We start from the raw sequence: 22375 nt of genomic DNA, 5'->3' as shown, positions 1-22375 counted from the left end.
TCCAAGCACGGCGATGTTCATAAGATACCCCGGTCTCATCATCCACACCACATAAGAAAGCCCGTCGAACACAACGGGATATCAGGTGATAGTAACCAGCGTTTTCAGAATCAATCAGGTCACTGCGCTTGATGGCCATTCGTGCTCCTTAATCAATGAATTCACATTATCAGGAAAAGAACCTCATAAAAGAAGGCGAGAACAACACCGAGACAACTCAGAGATTGAAGATTGATAGCGTGAGTGATTGTCGATATAGTGACTGTCAGTAATATTTTCAGAATCAATCAGGTCACTGCGCTTGATGGCCATTCGTGCTCCTTAATCAATGAATTCACATTATCAAGAAAGGAAGCTCATAAAAGAAGGCGAGAACAACACCGAGACAACTCAGAGATTGAAGATTGATAGCGTGAGTGATTGTCGATATAGTGACTGTCACTTATAAGGCAGTCACTTAAAAGGCAGTCACTTATAAGGCAAACCTTGCCTTTTAATCTTAGTTGACTAAAGCTTTGAGAAAGTTTTTCTCTAGAGGAGGTTAGACGGGGTGTTAAGTACTGAATGCAATGTTATTTGAAAGTGTCAACTTCGATTTCCCGTTTTGCAACTATTGAGTTGTAGGATTAAGTCAAACCTCTCAGTTCTAATTTATCTTCTCGAGTTTAGCGAATATAAATACCAATTTGGCTGAATTTTCTGGTTATGACGTTTTTAAATCGACTTGTAATCCGACACTGATGTATTTTGAGTCATTAATATCGTGCTCGATTAAAATGCCTTTTTTAGTTGGTCCTTCTGTGAGTTCTTTTTGGAGAATATCGCGGTTTATTCTGAGCGAGAGGCAGTGATCGATTTCACTATATTCAAACTTAGATAAATGTTCGGTAACTTCGACTGAGTAAGTTAATTTGAGAAGACTGGTCAAAGGCACCGCGTCTAACAATACCTCGTCAGCGAGTAATTGATTGGCTTGTTCTTTCGATACTTTAAACTTGATTGAATCTCTTTCAATGCGTAGTTTCACTGTTAAATTCCTTTTATTGTTTATTCCCAGTTCATGTGGTTTGGGTAAAACTCTACTTTATCATTTTTATTCAGCTGCTCAATCGATTCGTCAACGATTGCCCAGCTATTTGATCTAAGCAGTGGCTTAATCTTAAATGATTCTTGACCATCGAGAATTTGAATGGTTAGTTGACCTTCTGAGGTTATTTTTAAGTGGCTTTTGAGGATATTTTTTAATCCTGCTTTTTTAGAATACACGTTGTTGACCGACGCTAAAGCAGCGTACTCCATTGTGAGTCCCAACATCTTGCGTAATGCTGTTGATACGAAAAAGCGAACACCAATTATGGATGAAATAGGATTCCCGGGTAGACCAAAGTAAAAGCTGCCATTGCTAAATTTTGCAAAAAGTATCGGTTTGCCAGGTTTTATTTTTGATTTGTGAAAGATTATTTCTCCCCCTAATTTTTGAATTGTTTGAGGGATAAAATCAAAATCACCCATCGATACGGCTCCACTGCTTATGATGATGTTTACTTGGTTATGTAAACATTGCTTGAGATCGTTTTCGAATTGTTCCGCATCGTCTAAATTTGTCCCAGCATCTATCAGTTCAACGGGATATTTCGCTAACCAGTTTAAAATGAACGGCTTGTTAGAGTTTCTGATTTGACCTGGTTTTAACTTCGCTTTAGGGTCGTCAACCAGCTCTTTGCCCGTTGCAAATACCGCGATAGAGGGGCGAGCGAAGACGGTAACCTTATCGATACCCTGTGCCGAATAGGCCATTATCGAATTGCTATTAATAATCTCGCCAAGTTCGCCAATGGTTTCTCCCGCTAAAAAATCTTCACCTATCTTGCGAATATGATCGCCTTTTTTAGGGGCTAGATAACAACTCACGATATTGTTTTTTAACTGCGTTCTTTCGACAGGAATAATTGAATCGTAACCACGTGGAACTGGCGCGCCGGTCATTATTTTCCAGGCCGTTCCCTGAGTATCATCTACGTTACTAGGTAATTCTCCTGCAGCGGTAATTCCCGCTAGTTTGAGGTCAACGGGGTGCTCAGGTGAAGCCTCTTTGAGATCAGAAGCAACCACTGCGTAACCGTCCATCGCGGTATTGTTGAATGGTGGTAATGACTCATTTGCTTGGATTGGCTTCGCTAGTACTCTACCAGATGAATCGGCGAGGGAAATAACCTCGTAAGCGTTTTCGGAGACAGTGTCAAAAATGAGCTCGCGGGCTTGTTCAAAGCCAATCATAAAGTGATCAGTGTAATGATTAGAATTGTTATTCACTTTTTCCCTCAGCCGAAGTTTTTAGCCGCCCACTGAAGCTAAATTAGGTGTGGCCCCGGGATTACCATCATGCAAGAAATGACTTTTCTTTTTGAAGTCGAGATGATAGCGGAGTGCGTCTTTTAACTCTTGCTTCTGTGCAGAAGATTGCAGTAAATGGCGAATACTATATCCTTCCTCACCAAACAAGCATAAATGGAAATCACCAACCGCTGATACACGCAATCGATTGCAAGAGTCACAAAAGTCTTTTGAGTAGGGAGCAATAATTCCGAAGCTTCCCTGGTATTCAGGATGGAAATATTCAACTGCTGGTCCCGCGGCTTTATCACGGATTTTTTCAGTCCAGCCGCGCGAAAAAAGGTGATTCTTGATGACTTGTGATGAAACGTGATACCGCTGAAAGTAATCGTGATTATCACCAGTTTGCATCAACTCAATAAAACGCATCGATATTGATTTTGTTTTTAATAAGTCTGTGTATTGGTCGATTTGATGTGAGTTTACATTTTTAAGCAGTACTGCGTTTAGTTTAATCTGCTTAAGGGGTGATTCTAGAGCCAGGTCAATGCCTTGTATTATCTCTTTGAGACGGTTATGTCCTGTGAGCGAATGGAATAAGTTCGCATCGAGACTATCAACACTGACATTTAAATGAGTCAAACCCAGGTTAACCCATTTGGTGATATTTTGCTTTAAGCGATATCCATTGGTGGTCATTGCCACCTGCTCAACGCCCGGTATTCTGCTGACAGTCGAAAGAATATCATCAAAATCTTTACGAATAGTTGGTTCGCCCCCAGTCAGTCTAACCTTATAAGTACCCAGTTCTGCAAATGCACTGATCAGGTTTTTGATTTCAGTTTCAGTCAAAAACTGTTTCTTCTCGCCGCACTGATAGCCATCGGGTAAACAATATTGGCATGAGAAATTGCAGACATCGGTTAGCGATAATCTGAGATAAGGGAACCGTCGACCGTATGGATCGACTAATGACTCGTTCAAATAATGCTCCTTTCCAAATACGGGAGGCTAGCAAATTTCTCGGCTAACCCTGGCAGTGTGAACTGCGGCTAAATCAACTTATTCTTAATCGCGTATGAAAACTTATACACTGATCATGAACTTAGTTAGACAAAGCTCGGAGTTGTTAATTACACCTAAATTAACAGATTTTCATGTTACCGCAATACAAACAGCGAGACAAACTGCAAGATTTTATGTCCAGCATGGGGAGCGACTGCTTGCGAGCGAGTAGGTGCTGATACCGAGCATTTTACTAGGCGATTTGCTGGGTGTTGTCTATTTATTGTCTATTTACGTTGTTAACCTGGAAATTCTTCAAGTCACATTAATAGTTATTGGTCTATATTAAGCATAGAAATTCTACTTTATTGTATACGATTTGGAGATATTCGATGGTTCGTGAACTCAAATTTAAAATGCCAATCGCGCTTATGACTAGTTCGCTTCTAATGCTTCCTCTAGATGGGATTGCGAGCGAAGCAATCGAGTCTGAGATCGATTTAAGTTTTAGGTATCGGGTTGAACTGGTGAGCCAAGACGGTATCGCTGAGGACGCCGAAGCGTCCACGCTAAGAACTCGCGCTACGATAAAAACCAAGTGGCGGCCCAAATTAGACAGCGTGATTGAATTTGATGATGTCACAGAAATCGGTATGGATGATTTCAATTCTGGTCAAGGAACCTCGCCGACACGCGGTCAGTTTCCCGTTGTTGCGGATCCGGAAGGCACCGAGGTGAACCAAGCTTATATTCGATATTCGGGCGATTCGGCTAAGTTCGCGTTGGGACGGCAAAGAATACTCATTGGCAATCAACGGTTTGTCGGTGGCGTCGGTTGGCGACAAAATGAGCAAACTTACGATAGTTTCACGGTCAATTCTGGTGCCGGAGAGTTCAAGTACAGTTATGCGTATGTTTACAACGTGAATCGAATTTTTGGAGAATCCGTCCCTGCTGGCGATCATCAACATAATACTCACCTTGTTAACGTCGACTACAAGATTGGTAAAGGCAAGTTCTCCGGTTATTATTTTGCCATCGACAACGAAGACGCAGTTGGGTTGTCTAACAACACCTTTGGTATTCGTTATCAGGGTAAAGCTGGTGATTTCGGTTACATTTTCGAATATGCGTCGCAATCTGATGCGGGTGATAACCCGAATGATTATAAAGCTAACTATTACCACATTGATGGCAATTACAACACCGGTAATTTTAGCGTAGGAGCCGGAATTGAAGTGCTGGGGGGCGACCAAACTGGCGGCCAAGGATTCACGACCTCACTCGCTACTTTGCATAAGTTCCAGGGCTGGGCGGATGTCTTTTTGGGGACGCCTACGGCTGGCATTGAAGATTTCTATATCAAGGGAGGATTCAAGCTAGCTGGTGCTGATATAAAGTTGTTTTACCATGATTTTTCAACCGATGAAGGCGGAGTCGATTTGGGCTCGGAGTTTGATCTGGTTGTGACTAAAAAGTTCAATAAGCATTGGGCTGGTCTATTTAAATTGGCGGATTTTAGTAGTGATAATGCAAGTTATGCGTCACGAGACAAGATGTGGTTTATGCTGACTTATCAACTATAGGTTGGGTTGCTTAACGAATTAAGCTATCAAAAGGCGAACAAGCGGGATAAAACGGCGGGCAAATTGCCCGCTTTTTAATGGTGGTGATGATGTCCCATATCTGCGCCAAAATACAACGTATAGAGAGTCCAGACACCAAGGCCAATAAAAACTAGTGCACTTATTGTTCTGATGGGGGCCTTATTTAACCATTGTTTCAAAGTTAAACTTGCAGCGCCAGCCAAGAGAGTGGCGGGCAGGGTACCAATCCCAAAGTTAAGCATGAACATACTACTATAGAGAGGGTCTGAAGCGGCAAGCGCGAAACCGAGGGCAGTGTAGACGAGTCCGCATGGTAACCACCCCCACAAACTACCCAACAAAATGGCTTGTCCGGGAGATTGAACTGGTAGCAAACGTTTGCTTAAAGGGCTTATTTTATCCCAAAGCAGCTTACCGATTTTTTCTAAGTAGGTAAGGCCCATCCAAATTCGGCTAACGTAGAGCCCCATCAGAATGAGTAGTATCCCAGAGAGCGTTTTTAATATTGGTATCGGCGTCATACCATCGGCTTGAGAGCCTATCCAACCGGCAATAAGACCAAATAGTGTATAACTGGCTATTCGGCCAAATTGATATAATGAAATGTTTATCCATTTTTTAGCAGAGTCTTTAGTGGCCATCGACAAACTTCCAATGATACCGCCACACATTCCAACACAGTGGCTTGCGCCCATTAATCCGAGTATGAAAGCACCAACGAGGGTGGTTGATTCGTAACTCATATTTCTCTCGTTATATTTCGTTTAATAATCGGCGTTAACACCAATCCTTAATATCAGAGTAAGGATGTTGTTTACTCGTTTTTTTGCTCAAATCGATGTTGGTAACTTCTGTTAAATTACTCTTCAATTCGTTTGAGGAATGCTTCACGTTCAGCTTCACTCGCTTTTTCCCACCAATAATCAAGTTTTTCTGAGACGGTCGACAAGTGGGGAGCTGGAGCCTGTTTTACTGCTGATTTTGCGGTATCAGCGCTGATGATTAATGTCTTGCGAGTCGGTAATCGAGACTCTGCTTTAAGGTATTCTTGATTTTTACTTGATAGCGCATTTAATTGAAAGTTTTGTTGCTGATTGGTTGCCATGTTCACGAAACTAAATTTTGGGACTTTCGCAAATTGCTGAGCCGCTTCACTGCCGAATGGTTGTAGAAGTCTCTGTTGGTAAGTTTGGTCTTTCTCTAGGTAAATCTCGATAAGAAATGGTAATGATTTAACGACTTCGATGGCGTTACTATCTTCGCTTTTAAAGGTGCCTTCAAATTCGACAACTAATCGATTGAGACCGGAGTTGAGCGACACAGTTTTACTCATTTGAGCGGTAGGCTCGATAGTTTTGCCATTCATCGCGAGGGCTGAAAAAGAGTTAGCCAGCACAATTTTACTCGCTGCGAGCGTTCTTCCAGGCATCACTAGAATTAAGCTAACGCTGATTAAGATAGTTAAGTGTCGAAACATAAATATAGGGTATCGCTAAAAGGTGTCAGAGTATCATTTGAGCGCAAGTTACGCATCCTTTCGATTGTCGGGTGCGTCGATATGTCGCGGTGAATATTGTCAGGGTTATAAACTGATTATTTGATTTTGGTCGCTTTATGTTTCGTTTTGTCTTTACTTGGCTGCGGAATGCTATCTTGATCATCCTCGAACAGAATATCAACAGCCGGAGAGTCAAGGTCCTGAAATTGACCAGAACGAACTGCCCAAAAGAAAATAGCAATCGCGGCCATTAAAATAGCGATTGAAAGGGGAATCAACCAGTAAATGACGTCCATCGATTGCTACTTCTCGAGTGGTTCTTAATTTTTAAGAGGTAAATATCGGTGAAACGCCAGAACCCCAGAAAACGATAGTGATTGCGAGCATTCCAACAAAGCTGACCATACAAACGGTCAAAATTGAACTGGCAAATAGAAAGCCTTTTTCTTGATTAATTCCCATCACAGTGGGCACGCCTTTGTAGAGCAGATTAACAGACATACCAATCGCAACGAGCGTTATTAACATATCTAACCAAAGGATAGGCCAACTGCCCAAAACACCGGCTAAAAACATCGGAGTAAGGCTATACGCTGTGAGTTTCAAGCAACGACGATAGCGCGGCTCGGTTCCATAGGTTTTCGCCATCCAGTGGATAAATGCCGCAATAACGGCAACTGCGACAAGTATCGCAAAATAAGCACTTATTGAAAGATAGAGTGCACTTTCTGTAGTCAGTTTGTAGGTGTTATCTCCTACAGTCCAGCCGACATAAGTCGCGCCGACAAAAGCTGATGCTGGTGGAATTGCAGCGAAGAAAATCAAGAACTTAAGGTAGATTTCCGTAACACTTTGTTGTTTATCACTTATTTTTTTCCAGACCTCAGATGGGCCATATAACAAAGCAATCGCGTTGGTTGCTGACATAAGTTATCTCCCTCGAATAAATTATCGGAATAATAATACCTCAGCGTGTTGGATCTGCAATCGAAACCCGCAAAAACATCACCTAAACATGATCGAGGACAATAAACCGATCAAACCACCAAAAATGCCACCCCAGATTACCAGCCAACCTAGGTGTTCTTTGATCATATTTTGTACAATTTCTTTAACGAGTTGTGGGGTAAGTTCATTGAGCCGTTTGTCGATAATTGCGGATATTTTTTGTTTGATATCTGACAATACTTCTGGCTGCTCGATTTCTTCTTTGAGTAAATCCGCAAATTCTTCCGTCCCTGTTAAGTCAAATAAGGAAGCCTTCATATTAGTAATAAACGGCTCCTTGAGGGGCAATAAAGCCTCTTGACCACCGAACATGCCCAACATTCCACCAAATGACGATTGCATGATGACTGAGACTAATCGGTCGAAAGCAGGTGATAGGTCGACTTTTTCAATCACTGGTTTTAAATGTAAATCTGGTTTAACACCCGCTTCATGACTCAGAAATTTATCAATATTCTCATCACTAAAAAACTGTTCCATCATCATTGTTTTGATGGCAGTTTTGAATTCTTCGAAACGTGCAGGGATTACACCTGATCCGTAAAGTCCTGGTACTTTTTCAAATAGCATGTGAACGGCTAGCCAGTTGGTAAGTGCGCCACTAAAAGAGAATAATCCTATTGTTAATATAATTGGCTGATTTAAAAAATAGCCAAGCGGAATAAGGCTAAAAGCCACTAAGTTTGTGACGATACTTTTATTCATTGTAAATTTTTTTATTCCAAAGTTATTCGTTTCTTATCTGTTTATTGCAAAGTTATTCATGCCAAATTTTGCAATATGCAGAGCGCTTAAGGTTTTTATTATATTTCAAAATTAAACGACTTCAATACTCAATTATTTTATTAAAAACGTTGACAAAAGATTTTACAGGCGTATGATTGCGCAAAATTTAGGCGGTAAGAATTGTTTGTCGCCAAAGTTCTAATTCAAAAAACTAATTAATTGACATGTTCAATGTGAAATGTACGTGAAATTAATTAGTCGACTATTATAGTTAACCAAAGATCAATGAGGAGTAGTTGGAATGCCAATATGTTTTAAACAGGATAATAAAAAATAACCTTCCAAATGCTTCGCTACTCGGAAGGTAAAATGCCTTTCGAGTCAGGAAATCTAAAAAGCCCTGACTAGAATTCTAGCAGGGCTTTTTTGATCAGAATTTTTTCTTTTACCAATCAGGTCTGATCGAACACGCTCATCTCGAAAGGATAACTTTGAATTAATTTGTGTTTTTGTAAACACAGTGAGGGCTGAGTTGTGCCTATAAAAATAGAATTAAATAAGAATCAAACAAACGGATTAAAGCCGGTTAAAATTTACACGGATGAAGTTGATAGTAAAGCGCTAACTCAACTAAAAAACTTAGCGCAGTTACCGTTTATCCATTCGCATATCGCGGCGATGCCTGATGTCCATGTAGGGATAGGAGCGACTGTTGGTTCGGTCATTCCAACCAAACAAGCGATAATCCCTGCGGCTGTCGGTGTTGATATTGGTTGCGGAATGAATGCGGTAAGACTATCGCTAAAAGCATATCAGTTACCTGATAATTTAAAACCAATGAGGTCAGCAATTGAGAGAGCTATTCCTGTCGGGGCGGGCGCTCATAAATTGATATCTGCACGTGCTAATGCAGCCAAGCCACTTCAGGTTGGGATGGATAGTTTATTCGAAGCACACCCGACTTTACTAAAAATGCTGAAAAAACCGCGTCAGACTTGGCTGCAACAACTGGGTACTTTAGGAAGTGGTAATCATTTTATTGAAGTTTGTATTGATGAAAATCAGGATGTTTGGTTGATGTTACATTCAGGAAGTCGTGGTATTGGCAATGCGATCGGGCGCTATTTTATTCAAAAAGCGAAAAAAGATATGCAAGGCCATATGCATAATTTGCCGGACAGAGATCTCGCTTATTTTAAAGAAGGTAATATCAATTTTGAAGACTACATCAATGCGGTTTCCTGGGCGCAAGATTACGCCTTGATAAATCGTCAGGAGATGATGAAATTACTTGTAGCAGCAATAAAGCCATTCTTACCGAGTTTTATGCTGACTAAAGAAGCGATTAATTGCCATCACAACTATGTCGAAAAAGCGCATCACTTTGGTGAGAATGTTTACATCACTCGCAAAGGTGCGATAAGTGCCCGGCTAGGCGAGTTGGGCATTATTCCAGGTAGTATGGGAGACCGCTCCTACATAGTTTCTGGTAAAGGAGAGCCTCAATCATTTTGTTCTTGCGCTCATGGTGCAGGACGGAAGATGAGCCGAATGGCTGCTAGAAAAGCTTTCAAGCGAATTGATTTAGAGCGACAAACCAAAGGCATTGAGTGTCGCAAAGATAATGGTGTTATCGATGAAATACCAGAGGCGTATAAGAGAATTGATCAGGTTATGGAAAATCAGGTTGATCTCGTAGAAGTTGTCCATCAACTCAAACAAGTATTGTGTGTTAAAGGTTAGCTAACGTTAATTGAATCGATGCTGTTGCATCAAGGAGAAAACCATGAAAACCAGACCCGGTTTCAAAACTGAACGAATAAAACTGATTAAAAATTTAAGGAAAAAAGCTTATGGACTTGAAAACTTTAGAAGAGGTTCTAGCATGTCTCGATGAGGATAGACGGTTATTTTTTTATTTTGAAGAACAATATGCTGTTTACATGCTATCTAAATTAATCGGCGAAAAGCAACACTTGGCGATTTCTCAGATTAGACAGCATTGCTTGGCAAAACTGCTGAATAAACCGCGAGTAAAAAGCATTATTCGCCATTGTGGTGATGGTGTGTTGACGCATGAGCGACTCGAATCTTTTATCGCAGACTCATACAAAACGTTTGTCGTAACCCTTGCTCACTGGGGGCATTGCGATAGTTACAATTGGAGCCAAACCAGTCGCCCCGGTGTTAACTTGGTTTTGCAATTTAACTTAACCAATGAGCACGATCAAATGGTAAGAAATATTGGTCTTGATACCGAATTGTTTAAACGTTGGGGACACCCAATCCACCAGCAAAAAAGCTCAATCGCTTGGTCAAGGATCGATTTCGATTTAGAAAGCGGCAAAGCACTTATTGAAGAAATACAAACTGATTGGATACGAATCGCATCCTATCATCATCGAGTCGCTGTTTGTGCCCAGAAAAACGGAAACGAACAATATCGATATGGTGGGGCGTATTATGAGACAGAGAAGACGCTTCGCTATACGAACCAATTTTTAGCGACCTATGGTAAATGTTGGAGTGAGGTAGTGCTAGGTTATAGCATTCAATTTATTGCTGACGAGTTGGGTATAAAAGACGTGTATTATCATGACTATGAAACAGGTGCAGTTTTGAAAAATTTGAGAAGCTCGCGCCCGCCAAAAAGTCTATACACAGAACTACCGAAAAAGTTCTGTTTTTCGCAAACTTCAGAAGGACCCAGCTTTGTAATACAAGATAAGAGGGCAAAACGTCGCTATAAGAAAATAAAGTCGCCAATGTGGTGGCATTTGAAAGTAGCCTAAGGAGGATACATGGCTAAAAGTAAAAAGCGTAAAAGCAAAAAGCGTAATAGCCGGGAGACCGCAGTTATGCGGGCACCGCGTAATCCACTAGCGTTAAACCCGCTAATGAGAAGAGGTGGCGCTCATCAACAATCAAACTCTGCTCAAAGAGCAGCAGCCCGTCGCGAGGTTAAGCAAATGGCTCGCGACTCGGGCTACTTTATTTTAAGCCACTAGGTTCTGAGAGAACAAAGGCAACCCAATACTGACGCTATTCTTCATAGTAATACCCATCGACCTATCATCCCTCTATCACTACCAGACATTAATACTAAACCTTCAATATTTCCGCCGTTTGGAGTTTATTCCGTCCCTCTTTTGCGTTTTAGGTGAGCATTTTTATGTAATGAAAGTTAGACAAGTGCGTCTATTATCAAACCAATTAGAAAGGAGTATCCTAAAATGCGTTTATTGTTATTCGTCTTATTCTTGTCATATTCTGTGACGGGCTTTGCCAAAAAGCCGGAACACGCAGATGTCAGTACTGACAAAAATCAGAATATGATTATTTGGAGTGAAACCGCAGATTCATGGCTGACAGTAGAGTCCTTCTGGCAAGAATATGCTAAGCAAAAAGGAGGGCTTACTTGGGGACAAGGAAGTGACTATCCGGAGTACAGTCAAGTAAAAGAACGTGATACCTTTATGGTGGAGTTAGAGCAGGGGCCTTGTCTAATGGAGTTTTTTCATGAGCGTTGGAGAAGAGCCAATGATGTTATTCGCTGGAACGAAAAATTAAATGAATATGGTGGTTGTCCATTTGTGTTTGATTGATAGAACGATACTAAATGATGAATGAGCAGTAATGACAAATGAATTACGGTTTTTCGACCAAATAATACAAATACCGAAAGAAGATTGGCAGCGATTAATAGCCACGGATTACCCGTTTTTACAATACGACTATCTTCTCGCGTTGGAATCGAGTAAGTCAGTAGGCCAGCAGACTGGCTGGCAGGTAAACCACTGTGCCCTTATTAACCAGGGACAATTTCTAGCGGTAATGCCTGGTTATTTGAAAACCCACAGTTATGGCGAATACGTATTTGACTTTCAGTGGGCGAATGCCTTTCATTCGGCGGGTTTTGAATACTATCCTAAACTGATTACAGCTATTCCATTTACGCCAGCTAGCGGACCAAGGATTGGTATTGATAGTTCTGTTGACTTGGAAGTATTTATTCGCTCGCTAAATGAACATTTGATTTCTATTTATCGCAATCAATCGATTAGTTCTTTTCATATGCTATTTCCTACGCAAACGCTAAGCAGAGTAATGGCGTCGCACAATATGTTCAGTAGAAGTGGTGTTCAGTATCATTGGCTTAATGATGGATATGCAGATTTCAATGATTTTTTGGCGAAATGTAAAATTAAAAAGCGCAAAAATATTAAACGCGAAAGGCGATGTATTGCCGAGAATAATTTGCAAGTTAAAGTACTCAAAAAAGACCAGTTAACCGAGGATATCTGGCGGCGTTTTTACTTCATGTATCAACTGACCTACATGAAACGGAGTGGGCATGGCGGCTATTTGACGGAAGATTTTTTTACAAGCTTGAGCCAGTCAAACGAACTTAATGTAATGTTGATAGCTGCGTTTCAAAATAATGAGATGATTGCCGCATCTCTTTTCTTTTATGATGCTAAAAATTTGTATGGTCGTTATTGGGGATGTGTCAAAGAGTTTGAGTTTCTGCATTTTGAGCTTTGTTATTATCAAGGAATCGAATTTGCGATAAAGCATCTGATAGACAAGTTTGATGCGGGCGCGCAGGGCGATCACAAAGTTGCTAGAGGCTTTTATCCGGTAAAGACTTATTCGAATCATTGGATAGGTAATCCTAAATTTCGGCAAGCGATTTATCAATATGTATCTCAAGAGGAGAAGATAGTTGATAATGTTATTCAAGAAACCTGCTTAAGTTTACCCTATAAAAATATTGAAAGTGCCATGAAAGCGTAATATTTACCTTGTTAGCTATTTGACTCTGGTTACAATGAAGAAAAAACTCAACAAGTCGATAGAGATGAAATTGATAAAAATAATTTTCTTAGTGATAGCAACATTATCCGTATTGTCTATTCAAGCGCATAGCGATATTGCCCAGCTCAAAGCATTTAAAGTCGCTACAGATAATAAACAGCTTGCTCGTAAAGTTGCCATTTCATTTCACCACGCTGTTCTTGAAAGCCACATCGATAAAGGTTACTTGATTCTGGAGTTAAACGATCAAGATTTAAGAAAACTGAGTGAATTCGATCTCAAAATTTCTTCGGCAGATAAATGGCTAGAAGACGTTAATGCGAAGTTTGCGCAGCTTAAATCTTTAAAACGTGAAGCTGGGGGCAGCAAGGCGAGTTCGCTATCGATGTTCGGTGTTGACGGAATCCCTGGCTATGAGTGTTATTTAACGGTGGAAGAAACCTATGCGGAGGCGACCAGGTTAGAGCAAGAATACCCACAACTGGCAGAATGGATAGATATTGGGGATTCCTGGTCAAAAATTAATTCGGGTTCGGGTTACGACTTGATGGTATTGAAAATAACGAATCAAGCAATTGTTAAAGACAAGCCAATACTATTTATTCATAGCGCCATGCATGCACGCGAATATACGCCTGCGGCGTTGACGTTGGATTTTGCTAAATTGTTACTAGAGGATTACGCGACAAATCCTGATTCGCAATGGATTGTCGATCAACACGAAGTACACATCTTATTTCATATGAATCCTGATGGCCGAAAGATAGCCGAAGGCCAAATTTTACAGCGCAAAAATACTAATCAAAACCACTGCCCTGGTGGTAATGTTGGCGTCGACCTCAACAGAAATTTCGCACAAACCTGGAACTCAACGACGAATGGTTCGAGCGGGGTTGCCTGTGATAGTACCTATCGCGGAAGTAGCCCAGAGTCAGAGCCAGAAACGCAAGCGGTTTCCAACTATATTCGGAGTATATTCCCTGACAGACGCGGACCTAATGATGATGATGCTGCTCCAGAAGATACTCAAGGTATGCATATTGATGTTCATAGCTATAGCCAGTTAGTCCTCTGGCCTTATGGGCACAAACAGGGAGCTTCCCCCAATGATGCCGCTTTCGTTGAAATGGGACACAAACTCGCTTGGTTCAATAACTACGCTCCAATGCAGAGTGTTGGCTTATATCCAACAGACGGCACTAGCGATAATGTAAGTTATGGTGAGTTAGGTATTCCTGCGATTACTTTTGAGCTAGGAACTGAGTTTTTCCAGAGTTGCACGACTTATAATTTCTCGGTTAAAAACACTAATCTCAATGCGCTCTCGTATGCGGCAAAAATTGTCGGTGCTCCATACCAGATACCTTTTGGTCCTGACATTTCTCGGTTAACTTTAAACGGTTCCAATCAATCCGTTTCGATAACCGCTGGTACACAGGTTGAGTTGTCAGTGACCGCTTCTGCGACTCGCACAGCTCTCAGTGGTGGCGAGCGCAATGTTGACCGCATCGAGTATTCGCTGGGAATCCCAGTTTGGCAGGAAACAGCAACTCGTGAAGTTATTTTTGACAACCCAAACGCTTCTGCGCCCACAACTCAAACCGCGCAAGCGACGATCAATACAGACACCTTGCCACCAGGCCAACATCTGGTTTACGTGAGAGCTATCAACTCGCAAGGTCAGGCCGGAGCAGTTTCAGCGGGCATGATTAGCGTGGGTGAAAATGCCTCGCCTAGTGCCAGTTTCACCGCAAATTGTGCTGATTTAAGTTGTCAGTTTGATGCCTCGGCCAGTCTCGACCCGGACGGGAGCATTGAGAGTTACCAGTGGGATTTCGGAGACGGGAATGTCGCTGAAGGTGTAACCTCAAGCTATGTGTTCGCTAGCGAAGGTGAGAAAGAGGTGACCCTTACTGTCACTGACAATAGTGGCGCCCTCGCGGTCACTAGTGAGACCCTAACCGTTTCATCACCCGCAACACCTCCACCGCAGTCGCAACCGCCGAGTAGCTCATCTGGAGGAGGGGGATTAGTACATTATTGGTTACTATTCATTGGGTTAGTAATGGCGTTAACTAGACGTCGTAAACAAGCGTGATGTTTATTTTCGAGTTTTTATTTCCGGAATTTTACTTCCAAAGTATTTGGCCGAAGAGTAACTAACGCGTCTTCGAGCAATTTTGCCGCTGGCTGATGGTTTAACCGAGCGGCTCAACCTGATACTCTCCCGGTAATAAATTGGCTAATTTCCACGGGCCTATCGAAACTCTAATCAATCGCAGCGTTGGGTGACCAACTGCTGCGGTCATCCTGCGAACTTGACGGTTTTTACCTTCTCTAATAATTAGTTCTATCCAAGTTGTCGGTATCGATTGTCGCTGACGAATCGGCGGTGTTCTCTCCCAAATTCGGCTTTCAACAGCGGCACTCTCGAGGATTTGGACATTGGCTCGTTTGGTCTTACCGTCTTTCAGCACAACACCTTGGCGCAATCTTCCAATAGCCTCGTCGTCAGGTACTCCTTCTACTTGGACCCAGTAAGTCTTCGGCATTTTAAATTTCGGGTGACTGATTTTGTGTTGGAAATTACCATCATTGGTGAGTAGTAAAAGCCCTTCTGAGTCTTTGTCTAACCGACCTGCAGGATAAACAGATTTAATTTTTACGTAATCCGCCAAAGTAGAATCACCATCTTCGCCCGTAAACTGACATAACGTGTTGAATGGCTTATTGAGGAGGACCAAAACCGGTGCGGTGTCTGGTTTAGACAAGCTTTTGCCTGATTTACCTTTTTGAGAAGAATTACGGTTGGTTGAAAGTCGCGTTTTGGAGCTTGAGTTGGGCTTTCGCATAATTGAGGATGCTTGAGAGTTTGACGCCATTTTAATCTAAACTAAGGGAGTTTAGTAGCAAGTGCGAGCTTTGCTGAAAACCTATTCGACTTTAGACCAATAATGATTCGAATACACGACAATGCGCTAGAATAAATGCCAATAATTAGCGTATAATGCGGCCGCTGAAATGCGTCAGTTTGGCTATTTTGGGCCGAAAATGCACTAATTGCCGATTAAACTCTTAAAGAATCAATTCACAGAGCTTTTTATTAGGAACTCCAATGACAACCTCAAAAATCATCTATACCAAAACCGATGAAGCACCAGCCCTAGCAACTTACTCTCTGCTGCCAATTGTCAAAGCGTTCACCGACGCGGCAGGTGTTGAAGTTGAAACCCGAGATATCTCTTTGTCTGGACGCGTAATCGCTAACTTTCCAGACTACCTAAAAGACGACCAAAAAATTTCAGATGCACTGGCAGAGCTGGGTGAATTGGCCAAAACACCTGAAGCGAACATTATTAAGCTTCCGAACATCAGCGCGTCGATACCACAATTGCAAGCGACAATTAAAGAATTACAAGACAAAGGTTTTGCGTTACCCAATTATCCTGAAGAACCCAGTTCTGACGAAGAAAAAGAAATAAAAGCTCGTTACGATAAGATTAAGGGGAGTGCCGTTAACCCAGTACTGCGCGAAGGAAATTCAGATAGAAGGGCACCAGGTTCGGTTAAAAATTATGCAAAAAAGAATCCTCACTCAATGGGGGCATGGGATGCTAATTCATTATCGCATGTTGCGAGTATGGAGTCGGGTGATTTCTTCGGCAGCGAAAAATCAATCACGATTGAAAATGCTGATGACTTGCGTATTGAGTTAGAAACCGCCAACGGTAGTCAAACGTTAAAAGCTTCTACACCCGTTTTGGCTGGTGAGATTGTTGACGCGTCAGTGATGAGTGCCAAAGCATTGAGAGACTTTATCGCTAAAGAGATTGAAGACGCTAAGGCGAATAATGTCCTTTTCTCATTGCATATGAAAGCCACGATGATGAAAGTCTCTGACCCAATTATTTTTGGCCATGTTGTTTCGGTGTTTTATTCCGATGTTTTGCAAAAGCATGCTGATGTGATTCAAGAGCTAGGCGTAGATGTCAACAATGGTATCGGTGATTTGTATGCCAAAATGGGTAGTTTATCGGCAGACAAGCAAGCTGAAATTAAAGCCGACATTGAAGCCTTGTATCAAAGTCGACCCGGTTTAGCTATGGTTGACTCAGACCGTGGAATTACTAACTTACATGTCCCATCAGATGTAATCGTTGATGCATCAATGCCTGCTATGATTCGAGGCTCGGGTCAAATGTGGAATGCTGAAGGTAAACAACAAGATACTAAAGCGGTCATTCCGGATCGTTGTTACTCAGGCGTTTACCAAGCGACAATTGACTTTTGTAAGGAGCACGGAGCGTTCGATCCAACAACCATGGGAACCGTTCCAAACGTCGGATTGATGGCGCAAAAAGCCGAAGAGTACGGGTCGCACGATAAAACCTTTGAAATTGCCGAAGCAGGTACGGTTAAAGTGATTAACCAAGCGGGCGAAGTTGTGATTGAACAAACGGTTGAAGCGGGCGACATTTTCAGAATGTGCCAAGTTAAGGATGCGCCGATTCAAGACTGGGTTAAGTTAGCAGTAAATCGTTCTCGGTTAAGTGGAATGCCTGCGGTATTTTGGCTCAATGAAAAACGGGCGCACGATGCGCAGTTGATTCAAAAGGTCAATAAATATCTACCACAGCACGACACAGATGGTTTGGAAATCCATATTATGGCGCCTGTTGAAGCGACTTTATTTTCTTTAAAACGAATGAAAGCTGGCGAAGATACTATTTCGGTTACTGGTAATGTATTGCGAGACTATTTAACCGATTTATTTCCTATTTTAGAACTAGGTACCAGCGCTAAGATGCTGTCAATTGTCCCCTTAATGAATGGTGGTGGGTTGTTTGAGACCGGTGCTGGTGGTTCTGCGCCTAAGCATGTTCAGCAATTTGAAAAAGAAAATCATTTACGGTGGGATTCTTTGGGAGAGTTTTTAGCATTGGCGGCGTCTTTGGAGCACTTGAGTAATTCGACTAACAATAGTCAAGCGAAAGTGCTAGCGGATACGCTAGATCGCGCAACGGGAACTTTCTTGGATAATAACAAGTCACCATCACGCAAAGTCAATGAGTTAGATAACCGAGGTAGTCACTTTTATCTCGCCATGTATTGGGCCGAGGAACTTGCTAAGCAAACCGAGGATAGCAACTTGCAAGAACGTTTTAAAAAGGTTGCTGAGTCGATGAGTGAAAACGAAGCGTCTATCGTCAATGAACTCAATGGTGCACAAGGAGTATCAATGGATATCGGCGGGTATTATTTACCTAATGATGATTTGGCTGCAAAGGCGATGCGCCCTAGTGAGACTTTCAATAAAATACTCGCTAGTGTATAAGAAGCAATCTATTTAGATTTTTATCGAATAAATGGCGATATTGTCGAATATCGCCATTTTTTTGGATGAATTAGCCGGTTTTTTGAGTCGATTTTGTACGCTGCTGCTTATCGCAGAAATAACTCTGAATCTTCTTTCAGACGAGCTGCCTTAGTGGCAACTCATTGCAGCGAGAGATTAAATTGGATTAGCCCACCTATCAGTGGACCCGAAATTATTCGTCAGTTTGGCTTTGTACGATTTCACCACCGACTGGGGTGATATCCAAAGCATGCAAACCTTTTGGGCCTTCGCAGGTGTCGAAAGCCACTTCCTGGCCAGCTTTTAGGCTTTTGTAGCCATCCATTTCTATGGTCGAATAGTGGGCAAAAATGTCATCTCCGCCGCTATCTGGACGAATGAAACCATATCCCTTTGCATTATTGAACCACTTGACTGTACCTGTTGCCATCATTTACTCCTCGTTTTCCCTTCATATGTGAATAACCATCAAGATAACGCGCTTACAGCTTTATTTTACGCGTTACCCCAATATTTCTTGTGTATTCGTCAACAGCTTTTATGAAAGCGCATCAATGAATCGCATAATTCAAGTTTTATGTCAAGTGTATCGCCGGCTTCATCACGAATCGAGATGAATAAATTGGTCATTAGTGGCAAATTTATATTGAAAAATAGCTAGTGGTGCCCCATTTACTTTTTATAGAATAGAGCTACCTTTTATCGTCGTATTTATGGTTGTTTAACATTCATATTGCTAAAAAGTTTAGACTAAAGATGAAAGCTTTTGACACTAGTGTGTGGATAGAGGACATTAATAATCTCGTTTGCACGCTCCGAAATTAAACCTTCAGAAAATACTGCATTTTTAAATTGATTGACTAGAATTAAATTATGAGCAACGAAAATATTCGTGAGGAAGATCATGGACTCGTTGTTGAGGAATCGCAGCCTGAAACGAAAAAGCCGCGAATGTACAAAGTATTAATCCTCAATGATGACTATACCCCGATGGATTTTGTTGTAAACGTGCTCAAACGCTTCTTCCATATGGACACAGAAAAAGCGACCAGAGTCATGTTACAAATCCATTATGAAGGACAAGGCACTGCGGGAATATTTACCAGTGATGTTGCCGAAACCAAAGTGGCACTAGTGAATGACTATGCGAGAGCAAACGATCATCCACTGATGAGCACTATGGAAGCGGAATGAGGCGGGAGCATTATTTGTTGTCACTCGATAATCCTGGAAGTTGGTTTTAAATGAAATAAGGTGTACTTAAGATGTTGAGTAAAGATTTAGAACTTACCTTAAACCTGGCATTTACCGATGCTCGCGAAAAACGTCATGAATACATGACCGTAGAGCATTTGTTACTTGCGCTTCTCGATAACGCCAATTCCGTCAGTGTATTGCGAGCTTGCGGTGCTGATGTAGAAAAACTTCATAGGCAACTCGTTAATTTCATTGAGGAAACCAGCCATATTTTGCCCGCGGATGTGGGCGAAGTGGAAACTCAGCCAACGCTAGGCTTCCAGCGCGTGTTGCAAAGGGCTGTTTTCCATGTGCAATCTTCTGGTAAAAAAGAGGTGACAGGTGCCAATATTTTAGTTGCGATTTTCAGTGAGCAAGAGAGCCAAGCTGTTTACTTATTACAACAGCAAGATATCTCTCGGCTTGATATTGTGAATTATATCTCACATGGAATCTCTAAAATTCCTAATGAAGAGCAAGAAGAAGAGAGCATTGAGTTTGATGGAAGCGAGAAGGAGAGTCAGAACAAGCAACCGACTGCCTTGGAATCTTACACAGTGCACCTCAACCAGCAAGCGCTCGATGGTAAAATCGACCCACTAATAGGTCGTGATCTAGAACTCGAACGAACGGTCCAAATACTCTCCCGCCGTCGCAAGAATAATCCTTTGTTCGTTGGTGAAGCCGGCGTTGGCAAGACCGCGATTGCAGAAGGCTTAGCCAAGCGTATAGTTGACGGTGAAGTACCTGAAGTAATTCAGGATTGTCAGATATTCTCACTCGATCTTGGTGCGTTGCTTGCTGGTACAAAGTATCGTGGTGACTTTGAGAAGCGTTTGAAAGCGGTGCTTGCAGAATTAAAAGCGAAAGAGCATTCAGTGTTATTTATTGATGAGATCCACACCATTATCGGTGCGGGTTCCGCTTCGGGTGGGGTGATGGATGCCTCAAACCTGATAAAGCCAATGCTTGCTAACGGTGAATTGAAGTGTATGGGCTCTACTACTTTTCAAGAGTATCGAGGAATTTTCGAGAAAGACCGAGCATTAACCAGACGCTTTCAGAAAGTGGATATCGAGGAGCCGAGCGTCGCTGACACTGTTGATATTTTAAAAGGATTACGTTCTCGATATGAACAACACCATGAAGTCTCATACTCTGACGCGGCGCTTCATTCAGCAGCAGAACTTGCGGCAAGATACATAAACGATCGTCAGCTGCCAGACAAGGCTATTGACGTTATCGATGAAGCTGGTGCGAACCGACAAATGCAAGATCCAGAAACACGCGAAAAGAAAATTTCCGTAAAAGACATCGAATCGATCATTGCTAAAATGGCGAAAATACCAGCCAAGACGGTTTCTACATCCGATAAAGAGTCGTTGAAGAATCTAGAACGCAATTTAAAAATGGTTGTTTTCGGACAAGATCAAGCGATAGTCACCTTGGCTGATGCCATCAAACTCTCGCGCTCAGGCCTTGGCATCGAAGATAAACCGATCGGAAGCTTTCTACTGGCTGGACCAACCGGGGTTGGTAAAACTGAGGTCACTAAACAGTTGGCAAAAATTATGGGGATCGAATTTATTCGATTCGACATGTCTGAGTATATGGAAGCACATACCGTATCTCGATTGATTGGTGCCCCTCCAGGTTATGTTGGTTATGATCAAGGTGGACTGCTTACAGAAGCTGTTACAAAGCATCCTTATGCGGTGGTTCTGTTAGATGAAATTGAAAAAGCCCACACTGATGTCTATAACTTGCTACTCCAGGTCATGGACCACGGTACGTTAACCGACAACAACGGGAGAAAAGCTGATTTCAGAAACGTGATTCTTATTATGACAACTAATGCCGGTGCCGCAGAGCTCGAGAAGCCAGGAATCGGCTTTAACTTGCAGTCAAAAGATAAGGACAACCTAGAAGTTATTAATCGGGTATTTTCGCCAGAGTTTCGAAACCGCTTAGACGCTATCGTTTGGTTTAACCCTCTCGATATGGAAGTTATTTGTTCGGTTGTCGATAAGTTTATTGTCGAGTTGCAAAGCCAGCTTGATAATAAAGGCGTATCTTTAGAAGTGACGCAAGATGCTCGTCAGTGGTTAGCCAAGCAAGGATTCGATGAGACTATGGGGGCTAGACCGATGGCGCGGGTGATACGCGAGAAAATTAAGAAAGAACTGGCTGATGAGTTGTTGTTTGGACGTTTAGCGAATGGTGGTCAGGTTACTGTTGGCTATGATGAGAAGAAGGAAAAACTCACTTTTTCAATTAAGAAAAAGCAAGAGCTCGCTATTAAGCAATAACAAGAAGCATAGTAGTGGATAGAAAGTAAAAAGCAGGCGTGAAGCCTGCTTTTTTATCGGTATTTCGAATCAATGACACGAATCTGATGGTATTAATCTGACGGCCAAGCTTTTGCGCCGAACCAAAAGTACAATGCCTGATTGGAGCGTTTATCGAGCGCGGAAGGTGATTCTTCCTTTAGAGAGGTCGTAAGGAGTCATTTCGACAGTCACCTTATCACCAGTGAGTATTCTGATGTAGTTTTTGCGCATTTTGCCAGAAATATGGGCCGTTACAACGTGACCATTTTCTAGTTCAACACGAAACATCGTATTTGGTAAGGTTTCTAGTACGGTCCCTTCAAGTTCTATTACGTCTTCTTTTGCCATTCGCTCTTCAAATTTATTAATGAGGTTAAAAACGCGCGTAATGATGCCTGAAAATCAACCAATAATCAAAGGCTTTTTGAGAAGATTGGGAATTGAGTCAATAGTGAAA

The 22375-nt window shown here is 42.0% G+C and carries 21 protein-coding genes and 1 riboswitch; of the genes, 10 read left to right on the top strand and 11 right to left on the bottom strand.

The genetic code is table 11. The features are described from left to right. Nucleotides 1–703: 703 nt before the first annotated feature. From FLL45_RS06220 to moaA, 3 genes are all read right to left on the bottom strand, one after another. Nucleotides 704–1027 (bottom strand): DUF7009 family protein, encoded by a 324-nt coding sequence (locus FLL45_RS06220; protein ID WP_142941108.1) that lies wholly within the window; start codon nucleotides 1025–1027, stop codon nucleotides 704–706. 20 nt (nucleotides 1028–1047) lie between these two features. Beyond that, nucleotides 1048–2313: a molybdopterin molybdotransferase MoeA gene (locus FLL45_RS06215; protein WP_142941107.1), complete on the bottom strand. Its 1266-nt coding sequence runs from the start codon at nucleotides 2311–2313 to the stop codon at nucleotides 1048–1050. Nucleotides 2314–2334: 21 nt separating this feature from the next. Continuing rightward, nucleotides 2335–3318 carry a GTP 3',8-cyclase MoaA gene (gene moaA, locus FLL45_RS06210; RefSeq protein WP_142941106.1) on the bottom strand — a complete coding sequence of 328 codons (984 nt, stop codon included), beginning with the start codon at nucleotides 3316–3318 and terminating at the stop codon, nucleotides 2335–2337. Then, nucleotides 3309–3472, bottom strand: a riboswitch (molybdenum cofactor riboswitch). (Overlaps the previous gene by 10 nt.) 259 nt (nucleotides 3473–3731) lie before the next feature. Between moaA and FLL45_RS06205 the strand changes: the two genes are divergently transcribed. Further along, complete coding sequence (locus FLL45_RS06205; protein ID WP_142941105.1) at nucleotides 3732–4925, top strand: alginate export family protein; 1194 nt, start codon at nucleotides 3732–3734, stop codon at nucleotides 4923–4925. A 74-nt stretch (nucleotides 4926–4999) separates the two neighbouring features. Here FLL45_RS06205 and FLL45_RS06200 read toward each other — a convergent pair whose 3' ends face one another. The 5 genes from FLL45_RS06200 to FLL45_RS06180 all read right to left on the bottom strand — a co-directional run bounded on the left by FLL45_RS06200 (nucleotide 5000) and on the right by FLL45_RS06180 (nucleotide 8157). Next, a complete protein-coding gene (locus tag FLL45_RS06200; RefSeq protein ID WP_142941104.1) occupies nucleotides 5000–5689 on the bottom strand; it encodes a sulfite exporter TauE/SafE family protein in 690 nt (229 codons plus the stop codon). A 116-nt stretch (nucleotides 5690–5805) separates the two neighbouring features. Next, the gene (locus tag FLL45_RS06195; RefSeq protein ID WP_142941103.1) at nucleotides 5806–6423 is read right to left on the bottom strand and encodes a DUF2057 family protein; all 618 of its coding nucleotides are present in this window, start codon (nucleotides 6421–6423) and stop codon (nucleotides 5806–5808) included. 116 nt (nucleotides 6424–6539) lie between these two features. Further along, nucleotides 6540–6740 carry a cbb3-type cytochrome oxidase assembly protein CcoS gene (gene ccoS / locus FLL45_RS06190; RefSeq protein WP_142941102.1) on the bottom strand — a complete coding sequence of 67 codons (201 nt, stop codon included), beginning with the start codon at nucleotides 6738–6740 and terminating at the stop codon, nucleotides 6540–6542. Nucleotides 6741–6771: 31 nt separating this feature from the next. Further along, nucleotides 6772–7371, bottom strand: coding sequence for a Yip1 family protein (locus FLL45_RS06185; protein WP_142941101.1), 600 nt, complete (start codon nucleotides 7369–7371; stop codon nucleotides 6772–6774). Nucleotides 7372–7449: 78 nt separating this feature from the next. After that, a complete protein-coding gene (locus tag FLL45_RS06180) occupies nucleotides 7450–8157 on the bottom strand; it encodes a DUF445 domain-containing protein (protein WP_142941100.1) in 708 nt (235 codons plus the stop codon). A gap of 555 nt (nucleotides 8158–8712) precedes the next feature. On the opposite strand from FLL45_RS06180, the gene FLL45_RS06175 reads away from it, so the two are divergent. The 6 genes from FLL45_RS06175 to FLL45_RS06150 all read left to right on the top strand — a co-directional run bounded on the left by FLL45_RS06175 (nucleotide 8713) and on the right by FLL45_RS06150 (nucleotide 15094). Next, complete coding sequence (locus FLL45_RS06175; protein WP_142941099.1) at nucleotides 8713–9921, top strand: RtcB family protein; 1209 nt, start codon at nucleotides 8713–8715, stop codon at nucleotides 9919–9921. Nucleotides 9922–10031: 110 nt separating this feature from the next. Further along, nucleotides 10032–10970 (top strand): hypothetical protein, encoded by a 939-nt coding sequence (locus FLL45_RS06170; RefSeq protein WP_142941098.1) that lies wholly within the window; start codon nucleotides 10032–10034, stop codon nucleotides 10968–10970. Nucleotides 10971–10979: 9 nt separating this feature from the next. Next, nucleotides 10980–11186, top strand: coding sequence for a hypothetical protein (locus FLL45_RS06165; RefSeq protein ID WP_142941097.1), 207 nt, complete (start codon nucleotides 10980–10982; stop codon nucleotides 11184–11186). Nucleotides 11187–11411: 225 nt separating this feature from the next. Beyond that, on the top strand, nucleotides 11412–11783 hold the full coding sequence (locus FLL45_RS06160; RefSeq protein WP_142941096.1) for a hypothetical protein: 372 nt from the start codon (nucleotides 11412–11414) through the stop codon (nucleotides 11781–11783). Nucleotides 11784–11814: 31 nt separating this feature from the next. Further along, nucleotides 11815–12975, top strand: coding sequence for a GNAT family N-acetyltransferase (locus FLL45_RS06155; RefSeq protein ID WP_142941095.1), 1161 nt, complete (start codon nucleotides 11815–11817; stop codon nucleotides 12973–12975). A gap of 70 nt (nucleotides 12976–13045) precedes the next feature. Then, nucleotides 13046–15094 carry a M14 family zinc carboxypeptidase gene (locus FLL45_RS06150; RefSeq protein WP_185964347.1) on the top strand — a complete coding sequence of 683 codons (2049 nt, stop codon included), beginning with the start codon at nucleotides 13046–13048 and terminating at the stop codon, nucleotides 15092–15094. Nucleotides 15095–15194: 100 nt separating this feature from the next. On the opposite strand, the gene FLL45_RS06145 is transcribed toward FLL45_RS06150, so the two are convergent. Further along, nucleotides 15195–15767: a pseudouridine synthase gene (locus FLL45_RS06145; RefSeq protein WP_342778729.1), complete on the bottom strand. Its 573-nt coding sequence runs from the start codon at nucleotides 15765–15767 to the stop codon at nucleotides 15195–15197. A 344-nt stretch (nucleotides 15768–16111) separates the two neighbouring features. Here FLL45_RS06145 and FLL45_RS06140 point away from each other — a divergent pair, with 344 nt between their 5' ends. Further along, nucleotides 16112–18331, top strand: coding sequence for an NADP-dependent isocitrate dehydrogenase (locus FLL45_RS06140; protein WP_142941092.1), 2220 nt, complete (start codon nucleotides 16112–16114; stop codon nucleotides 18329–18331). Nucleotides 18332–18545: 214 nt separating this feature from the next. Here FLL45_RS06140 and cspD read toward each other — a convergent pair whose 3' ends face one another. Next, entirely contained in the window at nucleotides 18546–18782 is a 237-nt protein-coding gene (gene cspD, locus FLL45_RS06135) for a cold shock domain-containing protein CspD (RefSeq protein WP_142941171.1), read from the bottom strand. 443 nt (nucleotides 18783–19225) lie between these two features. Between cspD and clpS the strand changes: the two genes are divergently transcribed. Further along, a complete protein-coding gene (gene clpS / locus FLL45_RS06130; RefSeq protein ID WP_142941091.1) occupies nucleotides 19226–19546 on the top strand; it encodes an ATP-dependent Clp protease adapter ClpS in 321 nt (106 codons plus the stop codon). Between the two features lie 71 nt (nucleotides 19547–19617). Next, nucleotides 19618–21897, top strand: a complete 2280-nt coding sequence (gene clpA / locus FLL45_RS06125; protein ID WP_142941090.1) for an ATP-dependent Clp protease ATP-binding subunit ClpA — start codon at nucleotides 19618–19620, stop codon at nucleotides 21895–21897. A 150-nt stretch (nucleotides 21898–22047) separates the two neighbouring features. On the opposite strand, the gene infA is transcribed toward clpA, so the two are convergent. After that, complete coding sequence (gene infA, locus FLL45_RS06120; protein WP_142941089.1) at nucleotides 22048–22266, bottom strand: translation initiation factor IF-1; 219 nt, start codon at nucleotides 22264–22266, stop codon at nucleotides 22048–22050. Nucleotides 22267–22375 lie beyond the last annotated feature (109 nt).

It is taken from the genome of Aliikangiella marina (genome assembly GCF_007004765.1).
Taxonomy (GTDB): Bacteria; Pseudomonadota; Gammaproteobacteria; order Enterobacterales; family Kangiellaceae; genus Aliikangiella; species Aliikangiella marina.
This window is presented reverse-complemented; position numbering and strand designations above follow the sequence as displayed.